At 43.2% G+C, this 26343-nt stretch carries 25 protein-coding genes; 7 read left to right on the forward strand and 18 right to left on the reverse strand.

All coding sequences use genetic code 11. The annotated features are described in order from the left end of the window. Nucleotides 1–68: 68 nt before the first annotated feature. Nucleotides 69–557, reverse strand: coding sequence for a GNAT family N-acetyltransferase (locus HUZ36_RS07410; RefSeq protein WP_176032473.1), 489 nt, complete (start codon nucleotides 555–557; stop codon nucleotides 69–71). A 66-nt stretch (nucleotides 558–623) separates the two neighbouring features. Between HUZ36_RS07410 and HUZ36_RS07415 the strand changes: the two genes are divergently transcribed. From HUZ36_RS07415 to HUZ36_RS07430, 4 genes are all read left to right on the forward strand, one after another. Then, nucleotides 624–1175 (forward strand): glutathione peroxidase, encoded by a 552-nt coding sequence (locus HUZ36_RS07415; protein WP_125250598.1) that lies wholly within the window; start codon nucleotides 624–626, stop codon nucleotides 1173–1175. A gap of 64 nt (nucleotides 1176–1239) precedes the next feature. Further along, nucleotides 1240–1521 (forward strand): peptidylprolyl isomerase, encoded by a 282-nt coding sequence (locus HUZ36_RS07420; protein ID WP_125250599.1) that lies wholly within the window; start codon nucleotides 1240–1242, stop codon nucleotides 1519–1521. A gap of 88 nt (nucleotides 1522–1609) precedes the next feature. Next, nucleotides 1610–2188: a glutathione S-transferase family protein gene (locus tag HUZ36_RS07425; protein WP_176032474.1), complete on the forward strand. Its 579-nt coding sequence runs from the start codon at nucleotides 1610–1612 to the stop codon at nucleotides 2186–2188. 11 nt (nucleotides 2189–2199) lie between these two features. Then, nucleotides 2200–2556: a DUF2750 domain-containing protein gene (locus tag HUZ36_RS07430; protein ID WP_170178637.1), complete on the forward strand. Its 357-nt coding sequence runs from the start codon at nucleotides 2200–2202 to the stop codon at nucleotides 2554–2556. Nucleotides 2557–2981: 425 nt separating this feature from the next. Here the strand turns inward: HUZ36_RS07430 and HUZ36_RS07435 are convergent, their stop codons facing one another. From HUZ36_RS07435 to panP, 3 genes are all read right to left on the reverse strand, one after another. Next, nucleotides 2982–3374 (reverse strand): VOC family protein, encoded by a 393-nt coding sequence (locus tag HUZ36_RS07435; protein WP_147390171.1) that lies wholly within the window; start codon nucleotides 3372–3374, stop codon nucleotides 2982–2984. A 257-nt stretch (nucleotides 3375–3631) separates the two neighbouring features. After that, on the reverse strand, nucleotides 3632–4669 hold the full coding sequence (locus tag HUZ36_RS07440) for a sensor domain-containing diguanylate cyclase (RefSeq protein ID WP_128730868.1): 1038 nt from the start codon (nucleotides 4667–4669) through the stop codon (nucleotides 3632–3634). Between the two features lie 394 nt (nucleotides 4670–5063). Beyond that, entirely contained in the window at nucleotides 5064–6692 is a 1629-nt protein-coding gene (gene panP, locus HUZ36_RS07445; RefSeq protein WP_128730867.1) for a pyridoxal-dependent aspartate 1-decarboxylase PanP, read from the reverse strand. A gap of 465 nt (nucleotides 6693–7157) precedes the next feature. On the opposite strand from panP, the gene HUZ36_RS07450 reads away from it, so the two are divergent. Next, a complete protein-coding gene (locus HUZ36_RS07450) occupies nucleotides 7158–9080 on the forward strand; it encodes an EAL domain-containing protein (RefSeq protein WP_176032475.1) in 1923 nt (640 codons plus the stop codon). 156 nt (nucleotides 9081–9236) lie between these two features. On the opposite strand, the gene trmB is transcribed toward HUZ36_RS07450, so the two are convergent. From trmB to ndk, 14 genes are all read right to left on the reverse strand, one after another. Beyond that, a complete protein-coding gene (trmB, locus tag HUZ36_RS07455; protein WP_147390173.1) occupies nucleotides 9237–9902 on the reverse strand; it encodes a tRNA (guanine(46)-N(7))-methyltransferase TrmB in 666 nt (221 codons plus the stop codon). 98 nt (nucleotides 9903–10000) lie between these two features. Beyond that, nucleotides 10001–10768 carry an ABC transporter permease gene (locus HUZ36_RS07460; RefSeq protein ID WP_125250607.1) on the reverse strand — a complete coding sequence of 256 codons (768 nt, stop codon included), beginning with the start codon at nucleotides 10766–10768 and terminating at the stop codon, nucleotides 10001–10003. A 2-nt stretch (nucleotides 10769–10770) separates the two neighbouring features. Next, nucleotides 10771–11691: an ABC transporter ATP-binding protein gene (locus HUZ36_RS07465; RefSeq protein ID WP_125250608.1), complete on the reverse strand. Its 921-nt coding sequence runs from the start codon at nucleotides 11689–11691 to the stop codon at nucleotides 10771–10773. 6 nt (nucleotides 11692–11697) lie between these two features. Further along, the gene (locus tag HUZ36_RS07470; RefSeq protein ID WP_128730864.1) at nucleotides 11698–12321 is read right to left on the reverse strand and encodes a flavin prenyltransferase UbiX; all 624 of its coding nucleotides are present in this window, start codon (nucleotides 12319–12321) and stop codon (nucleotides 11698–11700) included. Nucleotides 12322–12326: 5 nt separating this feature from the next. Further along, nucleotides 12327–13670: a UDP-N-acetylmuramate:L-alanyl-gamma-D-glutamyl-meso-diaminopimelate ligase gene (mpl, locus tag HUZ36_RS07475; RefSeq protein WP_176032476.1), complete on the reverse strand. Its 1344-nt coding sequence runs from the start codon at nucleotides 13668–13670 to the stop codon at nucleotides 12327–12329. A gap of 171 nt (nucleotides 13671–13841) precedes the next feature. Then, complete coding sequence (der, locus tag HUZ36_RS07480; protein WP_125250611.1) at nucleotides 13842–15311, reverse strand: ribosome biogenesis GTPase Der; 1470 nt, start codon at nucleotides 15309–15311, stop codon at nucleotides 13842–13844. A gap of 73 nt (nucleotides 15312–15384) precedes the next feature. After that, on the reverse strand, nucleotides 15385–16566 hold the full coding sequence (gene bamB / locus HUZ36_RS07485) for an outer membrane protein assembly factor BamB (RefSeq protein ID WP_125250612.1): 1182 nt from the start codon (nucleotides 16564–16566) through the stop codon (nucleotides 15385–15387). A gap of 9 nt (nucleotides 16567–16575) precedes the next feature. Further along, a complete protein-coding gene (locus tag HUZ36_RS07490; RefSeq protein WP_147390177.1) occupies nucleotides 16576–17193 on the reverse strand; it encodes a YfgM family protein in 618 nt (205 codons plus the stop codon). A 9-nt stretch (nucleotides 17194–17202) separates the two neighbouring features. Beyond that, nucleotides 17203–18480 carry a histidine--tRNA ligase gene (hisS, locus tag HUZ36_RS07495; protein ID WP_128730860.1) on the reverse strand — a complete coding sequence of 426 codons (1278 nt, stop codon included), beginning with the start codon at nucleotides 18478–18480 and terminating at the stop codon, nucleotides 17203–17205. Nucleotides 18481–18616: 136 nt separating this feature from the next. Further along, nucleotides 18617–19735, reverse strand: coding sequence for a flavodoxin-dependent (E)-4-hydroxy-3-methylbut-2-enyl-diphosphate synthase (gene ispG / locus HUZ36_RS07500; RefSeq protein ID WP_125250615.1), 1119 nt, complete (start codon nucleotides 19733–19735; stop codon nucleotides 18617–18619). 5 nt (nucleotides 19736–19740) lie between these two features. Beyond that, nucleotides 19741–20616 carry a RodZ domain-containing protein gene (locus tag HUZ36_RS07505; protein ID WP_254879511.1) on the reverse strand — a complete coding sequence of 292 codons (876 nt, stop codon included), beginning with the start codon at nucleotides 20614–20616 and terminating at the stop codon, nucleotides 19741–19743. Nucleotides 20617–20624: 8 nt separating this feature from the next. Further along, nucleotides 20625–22115, reverse strand: coding sequence for a type IV pilus biogenesis/stability protein PilW (gene pilW, locus HUZ36_RS07510; protein ID WP_176032478.1), 1491 nt, complete (start codon nucleotides 22113–22115; stop codon nucleotides 20625–20627). A 142-nt stretch (nucleotides 22116–22257) separates the two neighbouring features. Further along, nucleotides 22258–23394, reverse strand: coding sequence for a bifunctional tRNA (adenosine(37)-C2)-methyltransferase TrmG/ribosomal RNA large subunit methyltransferase RlmN (locus HUZ36_RS07515; protein WP_176032479.1), 1137 nt, complete (start codon nucleotides 23392–23394; stop codon nucleotides 22258–22260). 203 nt (nucleotides 23395–23597) lie between these two features. Beyond that, nucleotides 23598–24029, reverse strand: a complete 432-nt coding sequence (gene ndk / locus HUZ36_RS07520) for a nucleoside-diphosphate kinase (protein WP_010377338.1) — start codon at nucleotides 24027–24029, stop codon at nucleotides 23598–23600. Nucleotides 24030–24346: 317 nt separating this feature from the next. On the opposite strand from ndk, the gene trhP reads away from it, so the two are divergent. Both trhP and HUZ36_RS07530 read left to right on the forward strand, forming a co-directional pair. Beyond that, a complete protein-coding gene (gene trhP / locus HUZ36_RS07525) occupies nucleotides 24347–25705 on the forward strand; it encodes a prephenate-dependent tRNA uridine(34) hydroxylase TrhP (protein WP_125250619.1) in 1359 nt (452 codons plus the stop codon). 2 nt (nucleotides 25706–25707) lie between these two features. Further along, nucleotides 25708–25962, forward strand: coding sequence for a YfhL family 4Fe-4S dicluster ferredoxin (locus HUZ36_RS07530; RefSeq protein WP_125250620.1), 255 nt, complete (start codon nucleotides 25708–25710; stop codon nucleotides 25960–25962). Nucleotides 25963–26343 lie beyond the last annotated feature (381 nt).

Raw genomic sequence — 26343 nt, forward strand, 5'->3', positions numbered from 1 at the left:
GCGAGACGCTAAAAAATAGCGGCGATTTAGCCGCCATCAAAAATCAACAGAGACAAACACCTAAAAGATTATCGTAAAGATTTACCTAATATAGTTAAGCTATATTGAGTTCTGTCCATCTCCGCAATATGGGGTAACTCTCCCCACTTTTGGAAGCCATGTTTTTCGAACAAGCGAATGCTAGGCGCATTATGAGAAAAAATAAACCCTAATAAAGTAGTGATATTAAGCTTTGGTGCCTGCGCTTCAGCAAACATCATTAACTGGCTGCCAAGCCCCTTACCTTGCGCGGACTTTGCCAGATAAATACTTATTTCTGCGGTACCAGCATACGCAGGACGGCCGTAAAAGTTGCTAAAGCTCAGCCAAGCAACCACTATATTATCTAACTCAACAACGTAAATTGGTCGACATTTAGTATGTGCATCAAACCAGTCTTGTTTTTGTGCTATGCTGACAAGCTCTGTATCAGCTGTTACTTGGCGACTTGGAATTGTCTCGTTGTAAATGTCGACAATAACACTGAGATCTTGTGAGTTAGCAAGTCGTATATTCATTTAGCTGATCATTTAAATGGATGTGTCCGTATGATAAGAGATAATTTCGTTAAAAGGAAAGTGTTGATGCTAAAAAGTATTTCCACGCTGAGCCTAGCGCTTAGCTTATTATTAAGTGGCGCTGCAAATGCACAGTCGCCAAGCTGCGACGATTTCACCAATGTTGAAATGCGCAAACTACGTTCCGATGAATCTATCAACTTTTGCCAGTTTAAAGACAAACCACTGCTTATCGTAAATACAGCGAGTAACTGCGGCTACACTGGCCAATTTGAAGGGCTAGAAAAGCTTCATCAAAAGTACAAAGATCAAGGGTTAGTTGTGCTTGGGTTTCCATCTGATGACTTTTTTCAAGAAGAAGACGATGAGAAAGAAACCGCAAAGGTGTGCTTTATTAATTATGGTGTAACCTTTGATATGTTTGCCACCACCGCGGTTAGAGGTTCAGATGCAAACCCACTATTTGAGCATTTGAATGAAGTTACTAGCTCACCAAACTGGAACTTTTACAAGTATTTGGTTTCAGCTGACCGTAAAACTATCAAGCGTTTTAATAGCCGCACCAAGCCAATGTCTGAAGAACTTACCAGCGAAATTGAAAAACTATTACCAAGATAAGCTGATTTTTCTATCTGCCTAGATTAGAATAAAGTATGAATAACAATTAATCATTGGAGAAATTATGGCAATCGCTAGTGCAAGGCATATCCTAGTCGATAGTGAAGCGCAATGCTTGGAGCTAAAAGAACGAATCGCCGCAGGGGAGGATTTTGCAGAAATCGCTAAACAGTACTCCAACTGCCCTTCAGGTCAAGATGGTGGTGCGTTGGGAGAGTTTGGCCCCGGCATGATGGTACCTGAGTTTGACAAGGTCGTTTTTTCAGCGCCAATTAACCAGGTACAAGGCCCTGTGCAAACCCAGTTTGGATATCACTTATTAGAAGTGACCAGTCGTAACGACTAATTCACTTGCGAAATCATATGAGTTTCGCCATTATTCCTCACACCGCTTGTTGCAATAGCAACAGAACGTCAGTTTAAGGAATAATGGCATGAAACTCATAGGCTCAAATACCAGCCCTTACGCCCGTCGGATCAGAATGTGGGCGGCGACTAAGCAAATAGAATTAAGCTATCATCATATAGATATTTTTTCGCCAGAAGGTCACAACGAGTTAGTACAGTACAACCCAGCCAGAAAAATACCATTTCTACTAGACGATACACAACTTGTCTGCGACTCCAATCTTATCATCCGTTATCTACGTGAAAAGTACCAGCTTCCAGTGCCTAGCTGGGATCAAGAGAACTGGCTAATACTAATCAATGCGTGCAGTGACTCACTGATTGAACTGTTACTTAGCAAACGCTCCGGCTTCGATATTGAACAAGATAAGCTCTTTTTTAATCTGCAACGTGAACGAATTGGTCACACACTTCACGCATTAAACGAAGCATGTACAAGCGATACGTTTTTACACTGTGATTATCTGCAAATAAGTTTATACTGCCTACTTGACTGGGTTCTCTTTAGAGAGCTTATCGACCTGAGTGATTATGATAATCTAGTGGCTTTTCATGACCGCTTACAACATCAGCCTATTGCCCAGAAAACAGATCCACGAAATTGAGAACGACGATAATGAATGAAGAAGAAATTGGCTCAGAAGTCAGTGATTTTATTGGACAAGTAAAAAATACTGAAAGTGTTTGGGCACTCAGCTCAAGCGATGGTGGCATGGTTGTAGTTGACTCTAACCAGTTCGACGAAACCGATGTATTGCTTTTGTGGGATAGTGAAGAAAAAGCGCAAGCACAGTGCCGTGATGAGTGGAGCGAATTTTCACCAATGAGCATAGATATTGAAAGTTTCCTAGACGAATGGGTGCTAGATTTAAAAGAAGATGATGCTTTGGTTGGCCTTAACTGGAATGATGACAATGTCTGTATTGAAATTGAACCAGTTGGTCTTGCACGCTTATTAGTTGATATTGAATAAAATAACGATTCACGCAGCTATAGCCATGGGCGCATTATACCAATTTGCTTAATTAAGTGGTCTATTTTGAGGCGAGAAAATCTTGTCGATAACCAGACAAAAATTTTGCTATTTAGTTGTTCTAAATAAGAAATTTTTAACGCTGTTAGCGTCAGGTTTACTCCCTCAAATTGAGCAAGTGTTAAGTCAAATTGGTATTAGTACTAGCTTGATATGCGCCTCGTCAATTTACACCACGCTTTTTATACCAATTCGCTTAATTTAGCTTGCTGTTTTGATTTGAGACGAGAACATCTTGTCGATAACAGCTGCTAGAGAACAAGTTACCATCTCTATCAGGTTATTATTTCTAAATAATAGATTGTTAACGCAGGTAAACTCAGATTTACTCCTTCAAATTGAGTCTGTATTAGAATTAATTAGTATTACTCATTGGTAGATATTTTTGATACCAGAGCGACCAGCGTCCCTTCTATTGCTCTAACATAAGCTTGTGTCACACTCCCTTTTTGGCTTGGAGCACTTAATGGCTCTGCACCAGCCTCCACAGCTTTGTCATAGCATTCAGGTACATTAACGCAGCTTAAGGTAATTTCAAAGCCCAGTGCGGGTTGCTTTGGGTGACAACGAATGTAGTCTTGTTTGAATTGAGATTGTGCTAAAGGGTGGCTTGCAAATGCTAATTTAACTTCACCTGTGTCTAATTCGCCGTAGTCGCCATCATCGGTCATATCACAAGTGCTCAGACCAAACGCTTGATAGTAAAAGTCTAGCACTTCTTCAACGCTATCTACGTATATCACCGTTTTAACAAACACAGATTCCCCACTCCGCTATACACAAAATCGTAACCTTTTATAACTTAAGCACAAATATTGGGCAAGGTAAAATCAGTTTAATACCAATTATCTTAATTAAGTGGTCTATTTTGAGGTAAGAAAGTTTTGTGCAAGATTTACATAATCGTATGCTATAAACAGGGCGACCTAAGCAAAAACAGATTGGATAAAAACTTTAACGCAGGAATCACCTAGTCGACCTGTTTAAAATAAGTATCAAAAAAGAGCAGGGATTATTATACTGGAACCACGCAATTTCGGCCTTCCGCTTTGGCTTGGTACACGGCATGATCAGCTGCTTTCAGCGCATGGCTAAACGGTAAGCTGGTATTGACTTGTGCAACACCAAAACTTGAGGTAACGCTAATCTCTCCTGCTGGCGTCGCTATTCGGGCTTGCTCTATTTCATTTCTTAGGCGTTCAGCGATAATCATTGCTGAGTTTATCGATGTGTTTGGCAATAGTACCACAAACTCTTCACCGCCTAAGCGACACATACAATCTTCTAGTCTTAGCGTGTTAACACAAATTTCAGCAAAATGTTTTAATACTAAGTCCCCTGTTTCATGGCCATAGTTGTCATTTATCTTTTTAAAATGATCAATATCCAGCATCATCAGACTAAAAGGGTGCTCAAAGCGGGCGTGACGGCTCATTTCTCGCTTTGCACTATCCATCAAAAAGCGTCGATTGCTCAGCCCCGTGAGTGGGTCTTTAAATGCCAGCTCTGTTAGTTGTGATTGCAGTTGCCATAGCGCTTTAACTAGCAAGCGGCGGCTACAGCAATCTGCAATCATTTCTGCAAATGCAATTTCATCTTTGTGCCAGGTACGGATCTTATCCCCTTCACAACACACTACACCATGAGGTATTCCATTTTTAAAAATAACGGTATCCAGCATCGTTTTTATGTTGTGAGGGACTAAATAAATATCGTGAAATTCGCAGGTTCTTGGATCTGTTGTTGCATCATTCGCATCAATAGAGCGACCACTGTTAATCGCTGTAAAATAAGCAGCAAAGTCTTCATATTGAAGTGTTGGAAGCTGTTCTGGAAGTGTTTTACCAGACCAATCAGTATTAGCAACATTGATTAACTCTGAAGGCTTATCAAGGTCATCAAACAACCATACTGACACACGAGCGACCTTCAAGGTCTGCTTACCTTCATCAAGTAAATCGAGCAGAAAGCTCTGAAAAGTGCCAGATACATCTAACTCCTGTGAGCTAAGTCGTCTGAGGCGTTGGGTTACATTGCTAAAGTTCTTCAACATAATACGAAGAGTAGACTCTTTTTAGTTAGATTAATACCAATCAAGTCAAATAGCCAATCAAATTGTAGTAACTTGGTGGTAATACAACCCAATCACCTTCAGTGTGCTCGGGTAAGCCATATTTTTTGGTCAGTCATAGAATTTAAGTTCAGACTATTCAACCTAAAACCCTGATAGTTATATCTTTTAAAAGAGATATTTAAGCGTAAACCGTGTTGAATTGACTCTGAATAACTGCCTGTATGTAAATTCACGTTGCCAACCGGGTATAGTTACTATGCTAATCACAGGACGCAAGCGCAATTCTGTCGCCGAAAGGTGTTGATTAGATAGGGAAGTAATTTAGCGTAACTTTAAAACAATTTGTTAGCCCATTCCCTATCCAAACCTCAAGTTAATTAATATATTTCGCGAGGTACTTTTTGAAAACCGGATCCGTTTTAGCTAATTGTCGCTGCTCTTCCATAATATCGGTCAACATGGCTTCAGAGGTTAGCGGGTTCGCTAATACCACCCTAAATACAACCGTAGGTTGACGCTCATATTGCTCTGGAGTCAAACGTGTCCGTGATACGAACGAGCGCCCGGCTTCACGTTGCCGCTTTTGCATACTTGCAGTGAATCTGTTTAAGGCTGCATAAATGTCTATCTTCTCTTGCTCATCCGCTTGCTCTATTGCCAATTTAATTGCTTCCGGAACATATCGGTAAGTAAGCAAGCAAAGCTCTGGCTCTGAGATGAGCTCAAAATCAGGTGTCTGTTTGATCAATTCAGCAAAATAGCGTGCTTTTTCAATGCCTTTGTCAATGAGCATTTCATAACCTTGACGGCCAATCACTCGTAAACATGCGTGCACAAGCATCGCCATACCGGGCCGGCTACCCTCTAACGTATGACTTCCTAAGTCTTTTGAGCCTTTTCGCAATATATATTCAGCATGATGTTCAATCGCATCAGATGCTGCGGGGTCTTTAAAAATCACCATCCCAGCCCCCATAGGCACGTACATCTGCTTATGCGCATCAATGGTGATCGAGTCAGCACGCTCTACCCCTTTGAGAAGGTGACGATAATTATTAGAAAGTAATGTTGCCCCTCCCCATGCGGCGTCCACATGAAAGTGGCAACCTAGCTCTTCAGCTAGATCAGCCATATCCTCTAGCGGGTCAATATTACCAGTTTCTGTTGTGCCAGCGACCCCTACAAGCGCTAATACTTTAATACCTTGGGATTCCAATTCATGTGCTTTTTGTCGCATCGCACTGACATCAACTTTGTTATCAGCTGATGTTTTGATGGAAACGAAGTTATCGCGCCCAATACCTAGCACATCAGCCGCTTTCCCTAATGAATAATGACCACGCTCAGACACCAGTACGGCTAATCCTTTGTAGCCATAGTGCAGCATCGCGGCAACTATACCGGATGCGCCAATCCCCTTAAAATCACCGTCCGCTTTTAATAAGCGGTTGCGTGCAATCCAAAGCGCAGTGATATTTGCAATAGTGCCTCCTGAGCAAAAGGCACCTAAGGAGGTTTTGGCACTATGCATCCATTTATTGTAGAAAGTATCGTTATTGCCATAGACAAGATGGTGAACCATCCCAAGTACTTGGCGCTCAAGTGGCGTAAATGCTTTTGAGGTTTCTATTTTTACCAAGTTTTGATTCAGCCCTACCATTAACTTGGACAGTGGCAATACAAAGTGTGGTAACGCGGAGGTCATGTGCCCGATAAAACTAGGCGCTGCAGTATGCACAGAATGCGCAACTAGCTGCTCCATAATATCTTGAGCATAATCGGAGACAAACATTGGCACTTCAGGGATCTGTGCGGACTGAAAGTCTTTTTCAACTTCATGAAGTGGCTTCTCGATTGCAGCTATATTTTCATTCAAAAAACCAGCCAAGTTACTCGAGATTTCTTGCTCGATTCTGCTCAAAGTTGAATCAGGTGCCTCAGGCACTGTAAATATACGCATTAAGCTTTCTTCAGAGGCAACGGCGCAACGCTTTGGACCCATCAATACTACCTAACATCAAAAGGTGTACTAACACTCTCCCATCAAAATAGACTAGAGCAATGCCAATAACACAAGAGATTGTGATCTATGAAATGGCTAACTTTACTGTAAAGAAAAGGAATTGTCTTCTATTGTCGCGCCAAAATTCATGAAACATTGACAATTTTATGAAAAACCAGCGAAAGTTCAATGAAGGCTAGAGCTCAAATTTGTCGTTTTTATTTTACTTTTCAGGTACAAATAAGGTATAAAATGTCATGCTCATTCAGCTTTTATGAGTAGACCAGCTCCTATTCGACAACAATACATTTTGCAGAATATCAATGCGGAACTTTTTTGCTCAATTTCTTTTCATGTGATTAACTTATGATGTATTGTTTATATTATGTAACAAGGCAACACCACCTGAATCCGAAACGGTATTTCGTCGTTTACACCAAGTGAATCGGTGGATAAAGGATTATCATGAATACTCGGAGTATCGCTCAGCCACTCAAAGCTAATAAAGTGCGAGAGTCGACCAAAATCTCGCAATTATTGGGACTGACCAGTTATACCCCAAGATTACCAATTGCGTGGCTCGCTTTAGCATCGTTGATCTTCTTAGCTGCTTTATCCATTTACGTTGTTGCAAACTACTATGATACACGACGTGACATTATGGCTAGTATTGATGCGCAACTTATCAACGCAGCCACCAGCGCAAACGTGATGGTTGGCAAAGGTTATCACAGCTCTCTCGATAGTATTACAGCTGCTGAATTCAAACAAAAAAGCCATGCCCTGACTGAGCTTGCAAACGCATTGAACGTAGAATATGTTTACACTATGGTGCTAAAAGCGCCTAACGTCCATTTTACGGCATCAAGCTATACTCGCGAAGACCTCAAATTAAAACGCCTCACTCGTTATCAAGACATCTACTCTGAAGCTTCTGTAACGTTAAAAAGTGCCTTTCACTCAACGGAGCCGGTCTTTGAAGTAGCGAAAGATAAATGGGGTCATTTTAAAAGTGTATTCATTCCTTTTGTGCTTCCAGATGGTACAACTTATATTGCAGGCGCAGATATTACTATTCATGACCTTGAGAGTAGGCTCAATGAGAGTGTGATAGATGCAGCAGTTGATGCAAGCTTTTTCTTTATCATGTTTTTGGTTGTCGTCAGCCTATATTTTATGTACTACAAGAAAACTCTGACGAGTGATAACCGAACAGGGTTTGGCAATCGAATTGCCTTGGAGCAAGCACTCAAACATTCTAAATCTCAACATTTGTGCTTAAGTGTTGTCTGGGTCAAAGAGCTGGAGGATATCATAAGCTTTTATGGTACAGAGGTTGGTGATAATGTAATGGCTAAAGTAATGAGTTACTTCTCAGAGTTTACTCATCCATTTGAAGTGTATCGCCTAACAACATCTAAAATAGCCTTGGTGACGAGTATTGAGAATAGCGAGCATTACCTTGCCAATTTAACTGAGTCCTTTCCTTGCGCCAAACCTATCTATGATGCGCCGCATCTGTATGTAAATTTGTGCGCAGGCGTTGCCAAAGGCAACTGTGCCTTGTTGCTAGAGAATGCCTTTTTAGCACTTAGACAAGCACAACAACAAAATATTCAGATTTGTTATTTTGACTCGCAGTTACAAATAAACCCACAGCAACAATCAAAGAACTTACACCTAACAAGATTATTGCAAAGCGCGTGTGAATCAGATCGGATCATACCCTTTTTTACTCCCAGAAAGGCCTGTCATGATCACAACAATATTCAATATCAGTGCAGCGCTCGTATTCTCAATGAGCGAGGTGCAATTATTGATGCAGAGCACTTTTATCCGGTAATGAAGCAACCCAAGTTACGCGCGCAAATTAGTATGAAATTACTTGAGCTATGTGTTACTCGATTTAGAAAATCAAACCATGCCTGGAGCATTCAACTCAGTCATGCAGAAATAGCTGATCCTGAATATTTTGAGTATATCAGTCAAATATTGCGACGATACCCGCAACCTCAACTTATCACGTTTGAGTTTGATGAGAGTGATGTACTAAAGAATTTTAGCGACATGAACTTAATGATGCAGTCCCTAAAAGCTAAAGGTGCCAATGTTGCTGTCAGCGGCGTGAATAGCGGCTTTCTTACAATAAACAGAATATTGAAATTACCACTCGACGCAATTTGCCTCGAGAAAAGTATTTGTGAACAGCTCAGTGATGACGAGATGCTAATGAGCTCCGTCGCCTACTTGGCTGACCACTGCAACACTCGTCGCATTGACCTGATTGTCCCATGTGTGACCACGAGTCGCCAGGCTAAACAACTAGAAGAAGCTGGAGTGGCGCGATTAGAGGGAAGCTGGGTAGGCAAGGCAAGTGGCCACCTTTGATATGAATACCAATTTAACTTAATACTTGCTCAATTTGACCTGAGTAAGTCTTGACGATAACAGGACATGAAAGCGGCGTTATCGCCAAGATTTTCTTGCCTCACAAAGCAACCACCCCTAGGTTGAATTATGTTGATTTAATCGCATTGCTGAGCATTAAATCTGTGCCAACAAGCGCGTACTCGACTGCCCACTTGCCCAATACTTACGCTCAAAAGGCGTGATTGCTTGCTCGTTTTCGTAAGCTTCAACATGTGCAGTAACACCGCTTAATTCAAGCGCTCTGGCGAACTCTTTAACATAGATATTCCAATTACTACGTAGCTCTAGCTGGCCACCTAATTTCACAATATAGGGAAATACTGCGCTGCCATGCCAACGCCTTTGAATATGCTTAGCCTTTGGCCAAGGATTTGGATAGAGCAAGTAATGGTGGCTAGGTTGCCATTTAGCTTGCAGCGCAAGTCGCCAAAAATCATTTAAGTCAGCTTGTACCAGAATATATTGTCCTTCGTCGGATTGTTTATATTCTACGTCATGCTTTTCAAGGCGATGGGAAGACTTATCAATTCCAATTATAAGCGCTTCAGGGTGGTGCTTAGCAAGGTTCGCGGTACTTTCCCCTACTCCACAGCACGAATCCAAAATAATGGGTCCATCAAATGCCTGAACTCGTTTATTTACCTCATCAAAAGCACGTTGAGTGTGCACTGCTATCGGCTTTTTGAATTCAGCTTTTAAATGTTTTGTGACGATTTCATCGAGCTTTTCATGCAGCCCTTGCTGATTAGTGGTAATACTACGAGAGTTTGCTTCTGTCATAACCTATCGATAATTTGGAAGAAATTGTGGTGATTTTACCTGAAATTAGTCAAGAGTGCTGCCACCATTTACAGCACTCCATTTAAGCGCAAGCGCACTTAGTGCCTGAGCCCAACACCACGTTTAATCAAATTAAGCGCTAATAGGAATAAACCACAGATAAAGATGCCAAGTACTGTAAAGGCCACCCCGATATTTACATCAGAGACTCCTAAAAAGCCAAAGCGAAATGCATTAACCATGTAGATTATTGGGTTTATCTGCGATACGCCTTGCCAAAACTCAGGTAGCAAGGTGATGGAGTAGAACACTCCTCCCAGATAGGTAAGTGGAGTAAGTACAAAAGTGGGAATTATACTGATGTCATCAAAGCTATTGGCGAATACCGCATTGATAAGCCCTCCCAAGGCAAACACCGCAGAGGTTAAGATCACTGTGATAATAATCACCGCAAGATTGTGGATCTGGATATCAACAAAAAATAAGCTCACAATGGTGACGATTAACCCGACCAGCATGCCTCTGGCCATTCCACCTCCCATGTAGCCGAGCACGATAATATAATTTGGTACTGGGGCAACCAATAATTCCTCTATACTTTTTTGAAACTTAGTAGAATAAAAACTAGAAGCTACGTTAGAGTAAGAGTTGGTAATAACCGACATCATAATAAGGCCAGGCACAATAAACTCCATGTAGCTAAAGCCGCCCATCTCACCGATTCTAGAACCTATCAAGCTACCAAAAATCACAAAATAAAGCGTCATTGTGATCGCAGGAGGTACTAAAGTTTGCACCCAAATTCGCAAAAAGCGAATACACTCTTTTATCCAGATACTTTTTAACGCGACGCCGTATTTCAGCACGATTATACCCCTCTGCCCTGCTCTAATAGACCCACAAACAACTCCTCTAATCGGTTAGCCTTGTTGCGCATACTCAATACTTGATTCCCCTGCTGCGTTAACTGTGAAAAGACCCCATTGAGCCCCTGTGACTTAGCAACTTCGACTTCAATCGTATGATCATCAACACGAGTAAACTGATAACCATCTAACGTCACCGGCTTGATGGGAGACTTGAGGTCTAGTACAAAGGTTTCTTTATCTAACTTAGCAAGTAATGCCTTAATAGTTGTATGCTCTACTATGGTGCCTTTATCGATAATCGCAATATTGCGGCACAGTAACTCAGCTTCTTCTAAATAGTGGGTAGTTAAGATAATCGTCACCCCTTGTTGGTTTATTTCACGTAAGAAATCCCACATTGAGCGACGTAGTTCAATATCAACACCAGCTGTTGGTTCATCTAAAATAAGTAGCTTTGGTTCGTGCATCAACGCTCTGGCAATCATCAAGCGACGTTTCATGCCACCAGACAAGGTACGAGCTTGCTTATCTTTTTTGTCAAACAGTCCAAGCTGCTTGAGGTACTTTTCTGCTCGTTGATGTGCAACATCTCTTGGCACACCATAGTAGCCTGCTTGTGTCACTAAAATCTGATTTAGCGTCTCAAATTGACTGAAGTTAAACTCTTGCGGCACAAGCCCTAAGTTAGATTTTGCGTCTTCTAAATGGGTATCAATACTGTGGCCAAATACCTCAACACGGCCCTGGGTTTTATTTACCAGTGAAGCGATAACGCCAATTGTTGTTGATTTTCCGGCGCCATTAGGGCCAAGCAAAGCAAAAAAGTCACCCTCTTGTACTTGTAAGTCTATTCCTTTCACTGCTTCGACGCCGTTACTATAGACCTTTTTTAATCCTTCGATGTTCAGTGCTATTGTCATATTTTGTTATTCTCCATAACCCCAGCGTTTTGCTAAAGTATGTTCGATGTTCAGATGATCTAGAATTCGCGCCACCATAAAGTCGACTAAATCCTCAATACTTTGTGGCTGGTGATAGAACCCTGGCGCGGCAGGCATAATCGTCACGCCCAAACGGCTTAATTTAAGCATGTTTTCAAGATGGATTGGGCTAAAAGGCGTCTCACGAGGCACTAAAATCAACTGTCCCCGCTCTTTGATCACAACATCAGCGGCACGCTCCAATAAATTATCAGATGCTCCCAACGCAATGGCTGAAACACTTCCTGCACTACATGGGCATACCACCATTTGTTTTGGTGCCGCCGAGCCAGATGCCACAGGGCTAAACCAATTATCTTTGCCAAACACTTGTATTTGCTGTTGTTTGGCTGCGAATAGCGTTTGTAGCTGCTCGCTCGCTTTTTGCTCATTACCAGATAGCTTTACATTTGACTCGGTGTCCAAAACCACTCGAGCTGCGCTAGAGATTAACACATAAACTTGATAGTTTAACGACACTAATACTTCTAACAACCGCAGTCCGTAAGGTGCACCTGAGGCACCACTGAATGCCAATGTAATTGGCCCTTTAAATGTTTGTTCTGACATACAAATTACTTTTTTAATGCAGTTAATAATTTATCGTGAATACCACCAAAGCCGCCGTTGCTCATTACTAAAACATGTTGATTCGGCGCTTGATTTGCAACAACCTGTGTAACAATTTCATCGACACTAGCAAAGCACCGCCGTCCAGCACTTTCAGCCTGTGCTCTTAACGACCAAGACAAGCCTTCAGGCTCAAATAAATACACCTCATTTGCTACTGCTAATGACTGCATTAAAGTCTCTTGGTGCACCCCAAGCTTCATGGTGTTTGAGCGCGGCTCTAAAATCGCAATGATGGGTGCATCACCTACTTTTGCTCGAAGCCCTGCAAGTGTCGTTGCGATAGCGGTGGGGTGATGAGCAAAATCATCATAAACCGTCACTCCGTTGACTTCTCCTTTACACTCCATGCGTCGTTTAGGTGAGATAAACTGGCCTAGCGCTTCAATACTTACTTCTATTGGGATCCCAACATGTCTTGCGGCTGCAATCGTCACCATGGCATTCTTGACATTGTGTTCACCGATGGTCTGCCAGTTAACTACACCCTTTTCTTCTCCTTCAAACAGTACCGTAAAACTAGAGCCATCTGCTTTGATGAGGTTATACGACCATTCTTTGCCAAGGGATTCCTGCAAGCTCCAAAATCCTCTATTTATCACCTCTTGCAATGCCTTATCGTCGGCAGGATAGATGGCTTTACCTTGGCTCGGTAGCGTACGAATAAGATGATGGAATTGCGTCTGAATGGCGTTTAAATCGGGAAAAATATCCGCATGATCATATTCTAGATTATTCAAGATTAGTGTACGCGGTAAATAATGAACAAACTTACTCCGCTTATCAAAAAATGCGGTGTCATATTCGTCTGCTTCGATGACAAAAAATGGTGTGTCCGAAGTACGCGCAGACACCCCAAAGTTTTGAACCACCCCGCCGATTAAAAACCCTGGACGTAACCCAGCATATTCGAGCACCCAAGCCAGCATACTTGCGGTAGTCGTTTTTCCGTGTGTACCAGCAACAGCGAGTACCCAAGACTCTCTTAGTACATTTTCTCGAAGCCATTCAGGGCCTGACGTATAATAAAGCCCTTTTTCCAGCACATATTCAACACAGGGGTTACCGCGACTCATGGCATTGCCAATGACCACCACATCAGGCTGAGCATCAACTAATTGCTGTGGGTCATAGCCTTGAGTAAGCTCAATGCCAAGTGCTTCGAGCTGGGTGCTCATTGGTGGATAAACGTTGAGATCTGAGCCAGTAACTTTGTGACCTAAAGACTTCGCTATAGCGGCAATACCACCCATAAAGGTGCCGCATATCCCTAAAATATGTACGTGCATAGCATTCGCATTCTTTATTTTTCATTTTTAGCTAGATTAACATACTCAGCTTATCGGTGGCTGACTTTATTGTTGAATCTATTGCACCAGTATTATTCTGGTCTTGCTGAGGGCTGCAAGATTGAGGTTATACAGAAAGGTTGGGCCGAACAATCGTTCGGCCCAAATAGTTTAAGACTTGTTACGATTTTCTTTTGCAAACGCACGTAACTTGCGTTTTTGTGATAACGTCATTTTATTTGAACGGCCTGCGTATGGGTTGTCCCCTTCGCGGAACTCAATTTTAATTGGCGTTCCCATCACATTTAAAGCCTTGCGATAATAGTTCATTAGGTAACGTTTATAACTATCTGGCAGTTCGTGCACCATGTTACCGTGGATAACAATACGCGGAGGGTTATAACCACCTGCGTGTGCGTACTTCAGCTTCACACGACGACCACGCACCAAAGGTGGCTGGTGATCAGCCTGCGCCATATCCATAATGCGACGCAACATTGCTGTACTCACACGTTTAGTTGCCGACTCGTAGGCTTCATCGATAGACTCAAACAAGTGACCAACACCGGTGCCATGCAACGCGCTAATAAAGTGTAATCGTGCAAAATCAACAAAACCCAGTCTTCGGTCTAGCTCTGTTTTGATCCGCTCTTTTACGTAGTCATCAAGACCATCCCACTTGTTCACTGCAATCACCAATGAACGACCCGCATTCAGAGCAAAGCCAAGCAAGCTTAAGTCTTGATCAGAGATCCCTTCACGAGCATCAACAACTAGCAAAACTACATTTGCGTCTTCAATTGCCTGTAATGTTTTTATCACAGAAAACTTCTCAACAACATCGCTGACTTTCTTGCGTTTACGTACACCTGCGGTATCAATCAGTACGTATTCTTTGTCGTTGCGAGTCATTGGGATGTAAATTGAGTCTCGTGTCGTACCTGGCATGTCGTACACTATCACTCGGTCTTCGCCTAGAATCCGATTTGTCAGTGTCGACTTACCAACATTTGGGCGTCCAATAATCGCAAGTTTTACAGGCTTGTCTTCAAAGCCAGTTTTGCCAGCTTCAACTTCCTCATCTTCAAGATAAAGTTCCGCAATGTCTTCATCATCTTGCGCCACGGCTTCTTCTTGTAAAGAAAGCTCTGCAATGACTGGCTGCAAGGTTAACTCGAGTAGTTGAGTGACACCACGGCCATGTGCTGCTGCTATTTGCTGTACATCGCCTAATGCTAATTGATAAAACTCTGCACAATTGGAGTCTGCATCAATACCATCCGTCTTGTTAGCCACGACAAAGCACTTTTTCTGCTGTTTACGAAGGTGCTGTGCGATTGCTTGATCAGCAACAGTCATGCCTGCTCGTGCATCAACCAAAAATAGTACAATATCCGCCTCTTCAATTGCCAGCAGAGATTGTTCAGCCATTTCAGTTTCAATGCCTTCTTCTGAGCCATCAATACCACCCGTGTCCACCACGATAAACTCATAGCCTTCGTAATTTGCTTGGCCATACTTGCGGTCACGAGTGAGGCCAGGGAAATCAGCAACTAACGCGTCTCGAGTACGTGTTAAACGATTAAATAGTGTGGATTTACCCACATTAGGTCGCCCAACCAGAGCGATCACAGGAAGCATAGACTACCTCTTTTATAAACAACAAAAGGCTTCGCGAAAGCGAAGCCCCATAAAATATTCAAAATTCAGAAGGTTATTTTGGAATTTGAACTGCGCTAAGTTCACCATCTCGCGTATATACAAATACCTTGTCATCAACGACGATTGGCTCAATATAAAACCCAGAATCATCAAACTCAGTACGAGATACTAGCTCTCCTGAGTTTTTATCCAACCAATGTAAATTACCTTCTTGGTCACCGACCACGATATAATTGCCTGCAACTGTTGGGGCAGTAAGATACCAGCCACGCAAAGCAGCTTGTGTCCAACGTTCAATACCTGAGTTTTTGTCTAGGGCGTATAACACCCCGTCACTGTCAACCAAATAAATAACATCTAGGTCTAGCGTTAAGTCGCGATAACTACTGTACTCACGATCCCATACTACGTTACCGCTGCGAACATCAATAGCCACTAGTTTACCATTATAGGCGATAGAATACACATATGCGCCACTCACGACAGGCTTAGTGTCTACATCAACCAAACGCTCAAACTCTGAAGCACCTTTTGCTATCGCAACATCAGTACTCCAAGCGGTAAAGCCATTCTCGGCGATTAATGCCGTCAGTTTGCCACTTTCTTCACCAACAAGTACACCGCCATTGGCGCTGGTTGGCGAACTTAAACCACGCAAGGTCAGTGCTGGCACTTCTTGTTCGTAGTGCCAACGTTCTTCACCTGTATCAGGGTGTAAAGCAACGAGTTTACCTGAACCTAAGTTAACATATAGAAGGCCATCCCCTGCAGAAGGGGCAGAAAGCGCTTCGCCAGGTACTGATTTACGCCACACCACTTCACCGGTTTCACGGTCTAAGGCAAAAACCTGTCCATGCTCAGAGCCGATGTACAGCTTACCATATGCTTGGGTAATACCGCCTGACAACTTAGCACTGTCACTGTCTTCCCATGGCCAAAAGCTGGTATTTTTACGCACATCAACTTGCCATTTTTCTTTACCTGTCTCGACGTCAAACGCGGTGACTATACCCTCTCGAGCAGCAGCAAAGACCGTTGTTTGGTAGCTCACAGGGGCAAGATGAGAGAAATAATGCTCTACACCGTCACCAACGCCCTCTTGCCACACAATATTCGCTTCAAACTGGTTATTGATTTCAGGCAGTATCAGTTCTTCTTCGTCATCATTTGATGAGCACCCAGCCGTAAGTGCTGCCACACATAGAGCCAAAGAGGCCATAGTTAACTTCTTCATGGCAACTCCTTAAACCGTTGTCTTTTGTGCTAAATCATCCAGTTTAATTTGCAGCATGGGGTTATTATTACCTGTTGCCGCTTCTAGTGCTGACTGATAAGCGTCACGTGCCTTATCTTGCTCACCTTGCGCTAGGTAAATATCGCCTTGGATTTCTGATTGCTGTGCTTTGAATGCCTCAGGCATCGGTTTTGCTAACGTTGCTAGCGCCTGCTCGTACTGCTTTTGAGAAGCCTGAACACGTGCTAATCGAAGTAATGCTGTTGCTTTGAGCTCAGCATTATTTACATTTTCAGCAGCCCAAGTTAATTTGTCTGCGGCTAATGTTAAGTCATTCTTTTCAATTGCCTCTTTTGCAGCAACAAATGCGGCTAATACGGCATAGTTAGAATCAGCATTATCTGCAACAAATGCTTCGCTTTTTGCAAGTACGTCATCACTTTCTACGATTTGGCTGTAGGCTTCAGATGTCGCTTCTGCGGTGTCAATCTGACTCTGATTATAGGCTTTCCAACCGTATAAACCGCCTAACCCTAATACAGCCCCTATCACTAGGGTTGTACCATTCTCGCGGAAAAATCGCTTTATTGCTTCTTCTTGCTGCTCTTCTGTTGAATAAATTTCCATTCTAACCTCTTAGCTTACCAACTCTGCAAGCAGTGCTTTTACTTCTGCAAGCGGTAAGGTGATTTGTTCTTTCTCTTCACGCAAATATTTTACAGTCACTTTGCCTTGCGCCAGTTCATCTTCGCCTAGCACTAATGCCACGACTGCATCGCTTTTGTCTGCACGTTTAAATTGCTTTTTGAAGTTGCCCCCACCGCAATGTACCATCACGCGAAGTCCTGCAACCTCATCTCGTAGCTGCTGCGCTACTACTGGAGCTTGGATTGCCGCTTTGTCACCCATAGCAACTACATAAACATCAGCATTACGGCGGATTTCACCAACACACTCTAATGTTTGTAACATTAACACAAGACGCTCGATACCCATCGCAAAACCGACAGCCGGTGTCGCTTTTCCACCTAGCTGTTCAACCAAGCCATCGTAACGTCCACCGGCACACACTGTACCTTGAGCACCAAGACTGGTTGTTACCCACTCAAATACAGTACGGTTGTAGTAGTCTAGGCCACGTACCAGCTTTTCATTAACCTGGTATTCGACGCCAGCTGCGTCTAAACGTTCACATAAATTCGCAAAATGTTCACGCGACTCTTGGTCTAAATACTCAGAAAGCTTTGGCGCATCGACTAAAACTGCTTGAATGTCTGGGTTTTTGCTATCAAGAACTCGAAGCGGGTTAGTGTACATACGACGCAAACTGTCTTCATCAAGTACCGCTTTATGCTGTTCTAAATAAGCTATCAAAGCATCTCGATATTCAGCTCGGGCTTCGTTAGAGCCCAATGAATTAAGCTCAAGCTTGACGTGCTCTTGAATACCAAATTGCTGCCATAGACGCGCCGTCATTAAGATCACTTCAGCATCAATATCAGGCGTTGCGACCCCATAAGTTTCAACACCAAATTGGTGGAATTGACGATAACGACCTTTCTGCGGCCGCTCATGGCGGAACATTGGCCCCATATACCAAAGACGCTGCTCTTGGTTATACAGTAAACCATGTTGATTACCAGCACGTACGCACACAGCCGTCCCTTCAGGACGTAGCGTTAAGCTGTCGCCGTTACGATCATCAAAGGTATACATTTCTTTTTCAACAATATCGGTCACTTCACCAATAGAGCGTTTGAATAGATCAGTCGATTCAACGATTGGAAAACGGATCTCTTGGTAGCCAAACGCAGCCACAGTTTCTTTTAATACCGATTCTACTTTCTGCCAGATTTGTGTATCACCTGGCAGACAATCATTCATCCCACGGATTGCCTGAAGTTGTTTTGTCACTGAAAACCCTAATTATTCTTTGCCATCAGCCAATATGTGTTGGTTGATGCTATTGCTTAAACACATGCTCAGGTAGCATTGTTTGCGTACCTGTATAAAGCTTGAAAATTCGCTTATCTTAACGATTACATCCGTATCAGTCGATGATTTTTACATCGATTTTTTCTTCGCTCTCTTTTTTCTCTACATACTCTCTAATTTGAGATTCAAGCTGAGCAACAATATCATCATTATCAATACGTGTTTTTTGACGTTCACCATTAATGTAAAGCCCTGAGCGGCGATTTGCACCTGCAAGACCTAAATCACTCACTAATGCTTCACCAGGGCCATTTACCACACACCCTATCACCGACACCGAAATTGGCGTAGTGATATCTTCTAGACGCTCTTCAAGTTGATTCATGGTGTTGACCACATCAAACTCTTGTCTTGAACAGCTTGGGCAAGCGATAAAGTTAATACCACGCGAACGGATACGCAGCGATTTAAGGATATCGAAGCCAACTTTTATCTCTTGTACTGGATCAGCAGCAAGAGAAACGCGCAGGGTGTCACCTATCCCCTCAGCCAACAACATGCCAAGACCCACTGCCGACTTCACTGAACCGGCTCTAAAGCCACCAGCTTCTGTGATCCCTAAATGTAGTGGCTGATCGATTTCTTTAGCGAGTAGACGATAAGCGCCCACCGCCAGAAACACATCTGACGCTTTTACCGATACCTTAAACTGATCGAAGTTATGACGCTGAAGAATCTCAACGTGACGCATCGCGGACTCAAGTAAAGCCTCAGGTGTTGGCTCACCGTACTTCTCTTGCAAGTCTCGCTCAAGTGACCCGCCATTGACCCCAATTCGAATAGGAATATTGTGTTCACCAGCTGCGTCAATCACAGCGCGGATCCTGTCTTCACTACCGATATTGCCAGGGTTGATCCGCAGACAGTCCGCACCATACTTGGCAACTTGTAAAGCGATGCGGTAGTCGAAATGAATGTCTGTCACCAGTGGAATGTCTACTTGTGCTTTAATGCTTTTGAATGCTTCAGCGGCATCCATGGTCGGCACAGAAACGCGAACGATATCAGCGCCCGCATCTTGGATAGCTCTTATCTGCGCCACCGTTGCATCGACATCTAGGGTGTTAGTATTCGTCATCGATTGCACCGCTATCGGTGCGCCATCACCAATAGGCACATTACCGACATAGATCCTCGTTGACTTTCTACGCTTAATAGGTGGTTCTGAAAACATGCTGACTACTCTGCTAACGGTAAATTAAATTTGGCTAGACGGTTTTTAGTGAACTCTGGCAAGGTCACAGGTTTACCATCAAGTGTGACCTCTACGGCCCGATGCTTGCCGAGTATAACAGAAAAAGGGGCTTTCCCTTCAACTGTCATGGTATATCCTGCTTTTTTAACCCCAAATGCCACGCGCTCTTGGGTTGCATCAAACATTTCAACCCAACTTTCTTCATTAAAGTACATCACCACCGTGCTGATCCCTGGCGCGCGTTTAGTCTGCTCTTTCGGGTTGCTCTGAGCAGGCGTTGATGTCGCCACCTCAAGCGTACTTGTTGGCTGCTCTTCTAGCGCGCCTGTACTCTCAGACTGTTCTGGCTCGTCGTTTTGTATCTCTTCTTGATCGCTTGTTACTTCAAGCTCTGGTACTTCAAGCTCTGGTGCTTCAATTGTGGTGATCGCGCTTTCTTGAGCGCTTTCAGGCTCCGAAGTATTGGTCTGCCAAAACCACAACGCTGAGGATCCCAACACAATAGCAAGCACGATATAACTCACCATCATTAAACGGCTATCATGTGCCTCTTTGTGCGTACGACGCGAAAAGCTCTGCATTCGTTTTTTCTGCGGCGGTACCACTGGTGATTGGTACATGGCCAGTACCTCTACCGGATTTAGTCCAAGCAATGCGGCATAGTTTTTAATATAACCACGCACAAATGTTTCAGGCCCTAAATCTTGATAATCGTCCTGCTCGAGCTTAGTGAGTTGGGCATGAGTCATCTTTAGACGTGATTCAATCTCAGCAAAACTGATCCCAGCATTTTGTCTTGCAGTCGCCAAAGTTTGCCCGATTGAAGGCTGCTCTTGTTCAGGTGCTTCTTGCTCTTTCATATTTTGGTTCATAAAACGTAATTTGTTGGGTCTACTATTAATAATCCGTGGCCTGCTTGCAGCGCCACGTCAGGAGTTAGCTTATTCCATCGCATAATTTCATCGATCAACACACCATATCGATCGGCTACGCTGAGCAAAGTATCTCCCACAGCGATTTTATGGATCACATTGGGATTATTTAGATACACCTTTTGACCCGCAACTAACCTTGCAGATTCACGCACTTGATTATACTGCATCAAATCGACCATTTTAATGTCGTATTTTACAGAAATACTAAATAGGTTTTCACCTGCTATAACCGTGTGAAACGCTACCCTTGGTGGCGTTAATTCGCTGTTTAGCAGCGGTATAGAAGTGTTAGTTGCTGCCGCGGTCACTACATGACGTTCCTTTGGCACTTCACTAAAGGTGACATCTGCAGGATTTGGTTGATAGAACTCAACTTGCTCATCAGAGCGCAATGACGTAGTTACCGCTGGAGAATTTTTAACTACCTCAGGTTTTGCTACTGGCGCAAAATTATTAGTCTCTACAGGTGAATCAGCAGTGAATATAGGCGTTGATTTGCGTTGCGTTTTTTTACGTTTAATTTTTATCTTTGGATTTGCAACGATATGACTGGGTGACGCACCAGCCAACTTGTTAAGCTGCGCTTCTCGGTATCGATTCCTCAGTCGTTCAAACTCACTCGCCACAGTATTGTCAGTTAATATCAAGGCCGCCTGCGCTGACTTTGGATAGCTTTGCACTAACGTGGTTGCTAAGTCCTGCGCTTTTTGTAAATGTCCCATTTGCATGTGAACAAGGTGGCCAAGCATCAGGCTTCTGGGAGAAACAAAACCCCGCTTTTCAATACTTTCTAGAATATCTTCGACTCGCAAAAAGTCACTGCGCGCATAATACAGACCGGCCAAAGCCAGCTGTGAAGAGATCTGCTGCGCATTATGCTTAATAGCGCTTTGCAAATAGTCCTCAGCAAGTAAATATTCATTTTGCTTCAAAGCACATAATGCTAAGTTTTCGTAACTGGCTGCTACTCTGAGATAACTTGGCACTTCAATTGCCTTAAAAAAGTACGCATTAGCTTTATCGTACTGCCCTACTCGGCACAAAAACGTGCCATAGTTATTTAGCGTATCGGGATTATCAGGTTCAATATCCAATGCAGCTTGGTACGCATTGTCGGCACGCTGTTGCTCTCCCACCTGCTCATAGTAATAGGCCAGCGTATAATGTGCTTCTGCCAGCTTTGGCGCGAGTTGCAACGCGCGCTCAAGATTAAACTTCGCTGACGTAGTATTACCTGAATTGAGATATTGAAGTGCAAGCGCGATACGAGTTCTAGCAGCATTGGTGTTATTGACTTGCTGCTCGGCTACTGGACGGCCATCAGCACGATAGCTGCGCTCCGTCACACAACCTGACAAAACTAAACTCGCACCTGCGAGAATGGATGCAGCCAATCCTGTTTTGCGATAATTTCGCGATTGCATCACTCACCTTTGAATGCCACTGGGTTTTATATCTGCACTATATTACCCAAAAGGCTACGAGATTCACCCATTTTTTGTAAGATAACCAGAACTTATCTGAGACTCAGATGAAATGAGCTGACCCAAGCCAGCTCATTATTTGTTATTGTGCACTCACATTGACAGCAATGGCGCTGTCATCACGTTGCTTTTTCTTGGCTAGACGCTTGGTTCTATCCACAACATCACCAACCAACTGACCACATGCAGCATCAATATCATCGCCACGAGTACGACGCACAATACAAGTCAGTCCAGCCGCTTGTAACACTTTCGAGAATCTATCGATACGGCTATTACTAGAGCGGCCATATTCGTTACCAGGGAACGGGTTGAACGGGATCAAGTTAATCTTTGATGGCGTGCCTTTAAGCACTTTTACTAACTCATGGGCATGATCCGTGCTGTCATTAACATCTTGCAGCATTACATACTCAATGGTGACATCTTTATTCGCCTTTGAGCCATCAATATAACGGCGACATGCAGCTAAGAACTCTTCAATTGGATACTTTTTATTGATTGGTACAAGCACATCGCGAAGTGGGTTATTTGGTGCATGTAGTGAAATTGCAAGTGCCACATCTATTTTTTCTTTCAAGATGTCAAGCGCAGGTACCACGCCTGATGTACTGAGCGTGACGCGGCGCTTGGATAGGCCAAACGCCCAATCGTCCATCATCAGCTCCATCGCTGGTACAACGTTATTGAGGTTTAACAGAGGCTCACCCATACCCATCATCACGATGTTAGTAATTGGGCGCTTAGTGCTATCACCTTTATGTAGACCAATGTCGGTTGCCACGCGCCAAACCTGACCTATGATCTCAGACACTTTTAAGTTACGGTTAAAGCCTTGTTGCGCCGTTGAGCAAAAAGTACATTCCAACGCACAGCCAACCTGAGAAGATACACACAGTGTGGCTCTATCTTTTTCTGGGATCCACACGGTTTCAACTTCTTGGCCGCCTTCGAGTAACAGTGCATATTTGATGGTGCCATCTGAAGCCTCTTGCTTTACTGATATTTCAGGCGCTTTAATCTCACACTCAGCCTGCAAACGTGCACGAAGCTTTTTATTTAAGTTACTCATCTCATCGAAATTATCGATACCAAAATGATAAATCCATTTCATCACCTGATCCGCGCGAAACGGCTTTTCGCCATATGATGCAAATAACTCGCGCATCCCCTCGCGATTTAAATCAAGTAAGTTAATTTTTTTCTCAATAGTGGTCATGAACAACCTCGGTTATAGACGGTAAAAACAGCTTAATTGCCAACTGCACATTGTACAAAAAAGCAGCAAACATCACAAATAATGAAACGTGTTTTGTGAAGTAGTGTGATTACTTTACAAAGCACGCTTGTCCCATATCAACACCATTTGGCTACGGGACAAAAAAAGGGCTCGAAAGCCCTTTTTTGGCACCAAGTCTCGAATTAACGAGTACGTGGGCAGATTTCTTCTTCAGCGAAGAAATAAGCGATTTCGCGAGCAGCAGACTCTGGTGCGTCAGAACCGTGTACAGCGTTCTCGTCGATGCTGTCTGCGTAGTCAGCACGTAGTGTACCAGCTAACGCTTCTGCAGGGTTAGTAGCACCCATGATTTCACGGTTTTTACGAACTGCATCTTCACCTTCAAGAACCTGAACCATTACAGGGCCTGAAGTCATGAAAGAAACTAGTGCACCAAAGAAAGGACGCTCTTTGTGCTCTGCGTAGAAACCTTCAGCTTTCTCTTGAGAAAGGTGAACCATTTTTGATGCAACGATTTTAAGACCAGCAGACTCAAAACGGTTGTAGATAGCACCGATGTGGTTTTTAGCTACCGCATCAGGCTTGATGATTGAAAAAGTACGCTCTAAAGCCATCTTTTGCTCCAAAATATTGTTGTGAATATTAACGGGCGCGAATTATACGTTGTTTGGTAGAAAAAACCTACTATCTCACGCCGCTTTCTTTGAGAAGATAAAGAAGTTTAGTCAATTTAATATCAATAAACGTCCATAATTCACCGCTACAGCCCAGCTGACAGGGAAATCTATTTGCTTCACAGACAACATCGAAAAACCTGATCTACATCAAAATTATTTTACAGGCTTTCTTCTATACTGCGCCGCTTTTTAGAATCAGCGCACGAAATCACTCAACAGCTGACCCGTAATCAGTTCAATGTATGAGGTAAACCATGTTTGTACCAGAACTTCTCTCTCCAGCCGGCAGTTTAAAGAATATGCGTTACGCTTTTGCGTACGGTGCCGATGCCGTCTATGCCGGACAACCTAGATATAGTTTGCGAGTGCGTAATAACGAATTTGACCTTGAGAACCTTGAGATAGGTATCAATGAAGCTCACCAGCAGAATAAAAAGCTTTATGTGGTGTCAAATATTGCGCCGCATAATGGCAAAGTAAAGACCTACTTACGTGATATTGAACCCGTCATCGCGATGAAACCAGATGCGCTTATCATGTCCGATCCTGGACTAATTATGCTCGTACGTGACAAGTGGCCTGATATGCCAATTCACCTTTCTGTACAGGCTAATGCAGTCAACTATGCTGCGGTACAATTTTGGGCGAAACAAGGAATTGAGCGCGTAATTCTTTCTCGTGAACTATCACTACAAGAAATAGAAGAGATCCGTGCGCTTTGCCCAGAAACAGAACTTGAGGTGTTTGTCCATGGGGCACTGTGCATGGCATACTCTGGGCGCTGTTTGTTATCTGGTTACATCAATAAGCGCGATCCAAACCAAGGGACGTGTACCAATGCCTGTCGCTGGAGTTACGACGTAAAGCCAGGTCAAGAAGACGAAACCGGTGACGTAGTGCATAAAGTGGATCCAAAGGCCATTATTCCTACTTTGGGTGAAGGCCAGCCAACCGATCAAGTCTTTATGCTCGAAGAGCAAGGCCGTCCAGGTGAATATATGCCAGCGTTTGAGGATGAACACGGCACATACATCATGAACTCCAAAGACTTACGTGCTGTACAGTATGTTGACCAGCTGACTCGTATGGGCGTACATAGCCTTAAAATTGAAGGTCGTACCAAATCTTTCTATTACGTTGCACGTACTGCTCAAGTTTATCGTAAAGCTATCGATGATGCAGTAGCGGGTAAGCCATTTGATCCCAGCTTAATGAAAACTCTAGAGAACCTTGCTCACCGAGGCTACACCGAAGGCTTCTTAAAGCGTCATGTACATCAGGACTACCAAAACTACGACTACGGCCACTCTATCTCAGATAAACAACAATTTGTCGGTGAAGTGCTAGGTCGCACAAACAATGGCTTAGTTGAAATCGACGTAAAGAACAAGTTCTGCACAGGACACAGCCTTGAGTTGATGACACCAAAAGGGAATATTCACTTTAACCTTGAACACATGGAAAATAAAAAAGGTGAGACCATTGATGACGCTAAAGGCTCAGGCCATGTTGTAAAGATCCCATTGCCGGAGGATATTGACTTAGACCATGCGATTTTAATGCGTAATTTAGGTCAGCATGAGGACACACGAAACCCATTTAAAAAGGCTTAGTCATGGCACTTTTGATCAATGATAAATGTATCAACTGTGATATGTGTGACCCTGAATGTCCAAATCAAGCCATTTATATGGGCGATAAAATTTATCAAATTGACCCAGATAAGTGCACAGAATGCGTGGGGCATTACGATACACCAACTTGTGTGAGTGTATGCCCAATAGACTGTATCAAGCCGGATCCAAATTATAAGGAAAGCCTAGATCAACTGGCTGAAAAGTATCTTCGCCTTACTGAACCAAATCCGTGAAGCCTAAAGGCTTCACTTTCTCTTTTCATCCTTCACTCGCCTCAGAAATACCATTTGTTTTTCTACTTGCTTCAGACGACAGCATAATTTTGATGCTAACGGTAGGAATAGCCTTATCTCAAACAACTATACAGACAATTCTAATCTGTAATTTATTAGCTCAAAATAGCGCGCTTACTAACCTGATGAACGTCTAATAATTAGGCTAATTGGTATAGTTCAGATTTGACCCCGTCGAAGTTTCAAATAGATATACTACAATCAAATTAAGCTTAGAAACGAATTAATTATCTTTAATTGCATTATAGCAAATGCGCGATTTTGCAAAGAAAACGATAGAGCTAATAACTCGAAGATTAATGCTGCAACTGTGTAGGCCGA

The sequence above is a fragment of the Pseudoalteromonas sp. McH1-7 genome, assembly GCF_013366255.1.
GTDB lineage: Bacteria > Pseudomonadota > Gammaproteobacteria > Enterobacterales > Alteromonadaceae > Pseudoalteromonas > Pseudoalteromonas peptidolytica.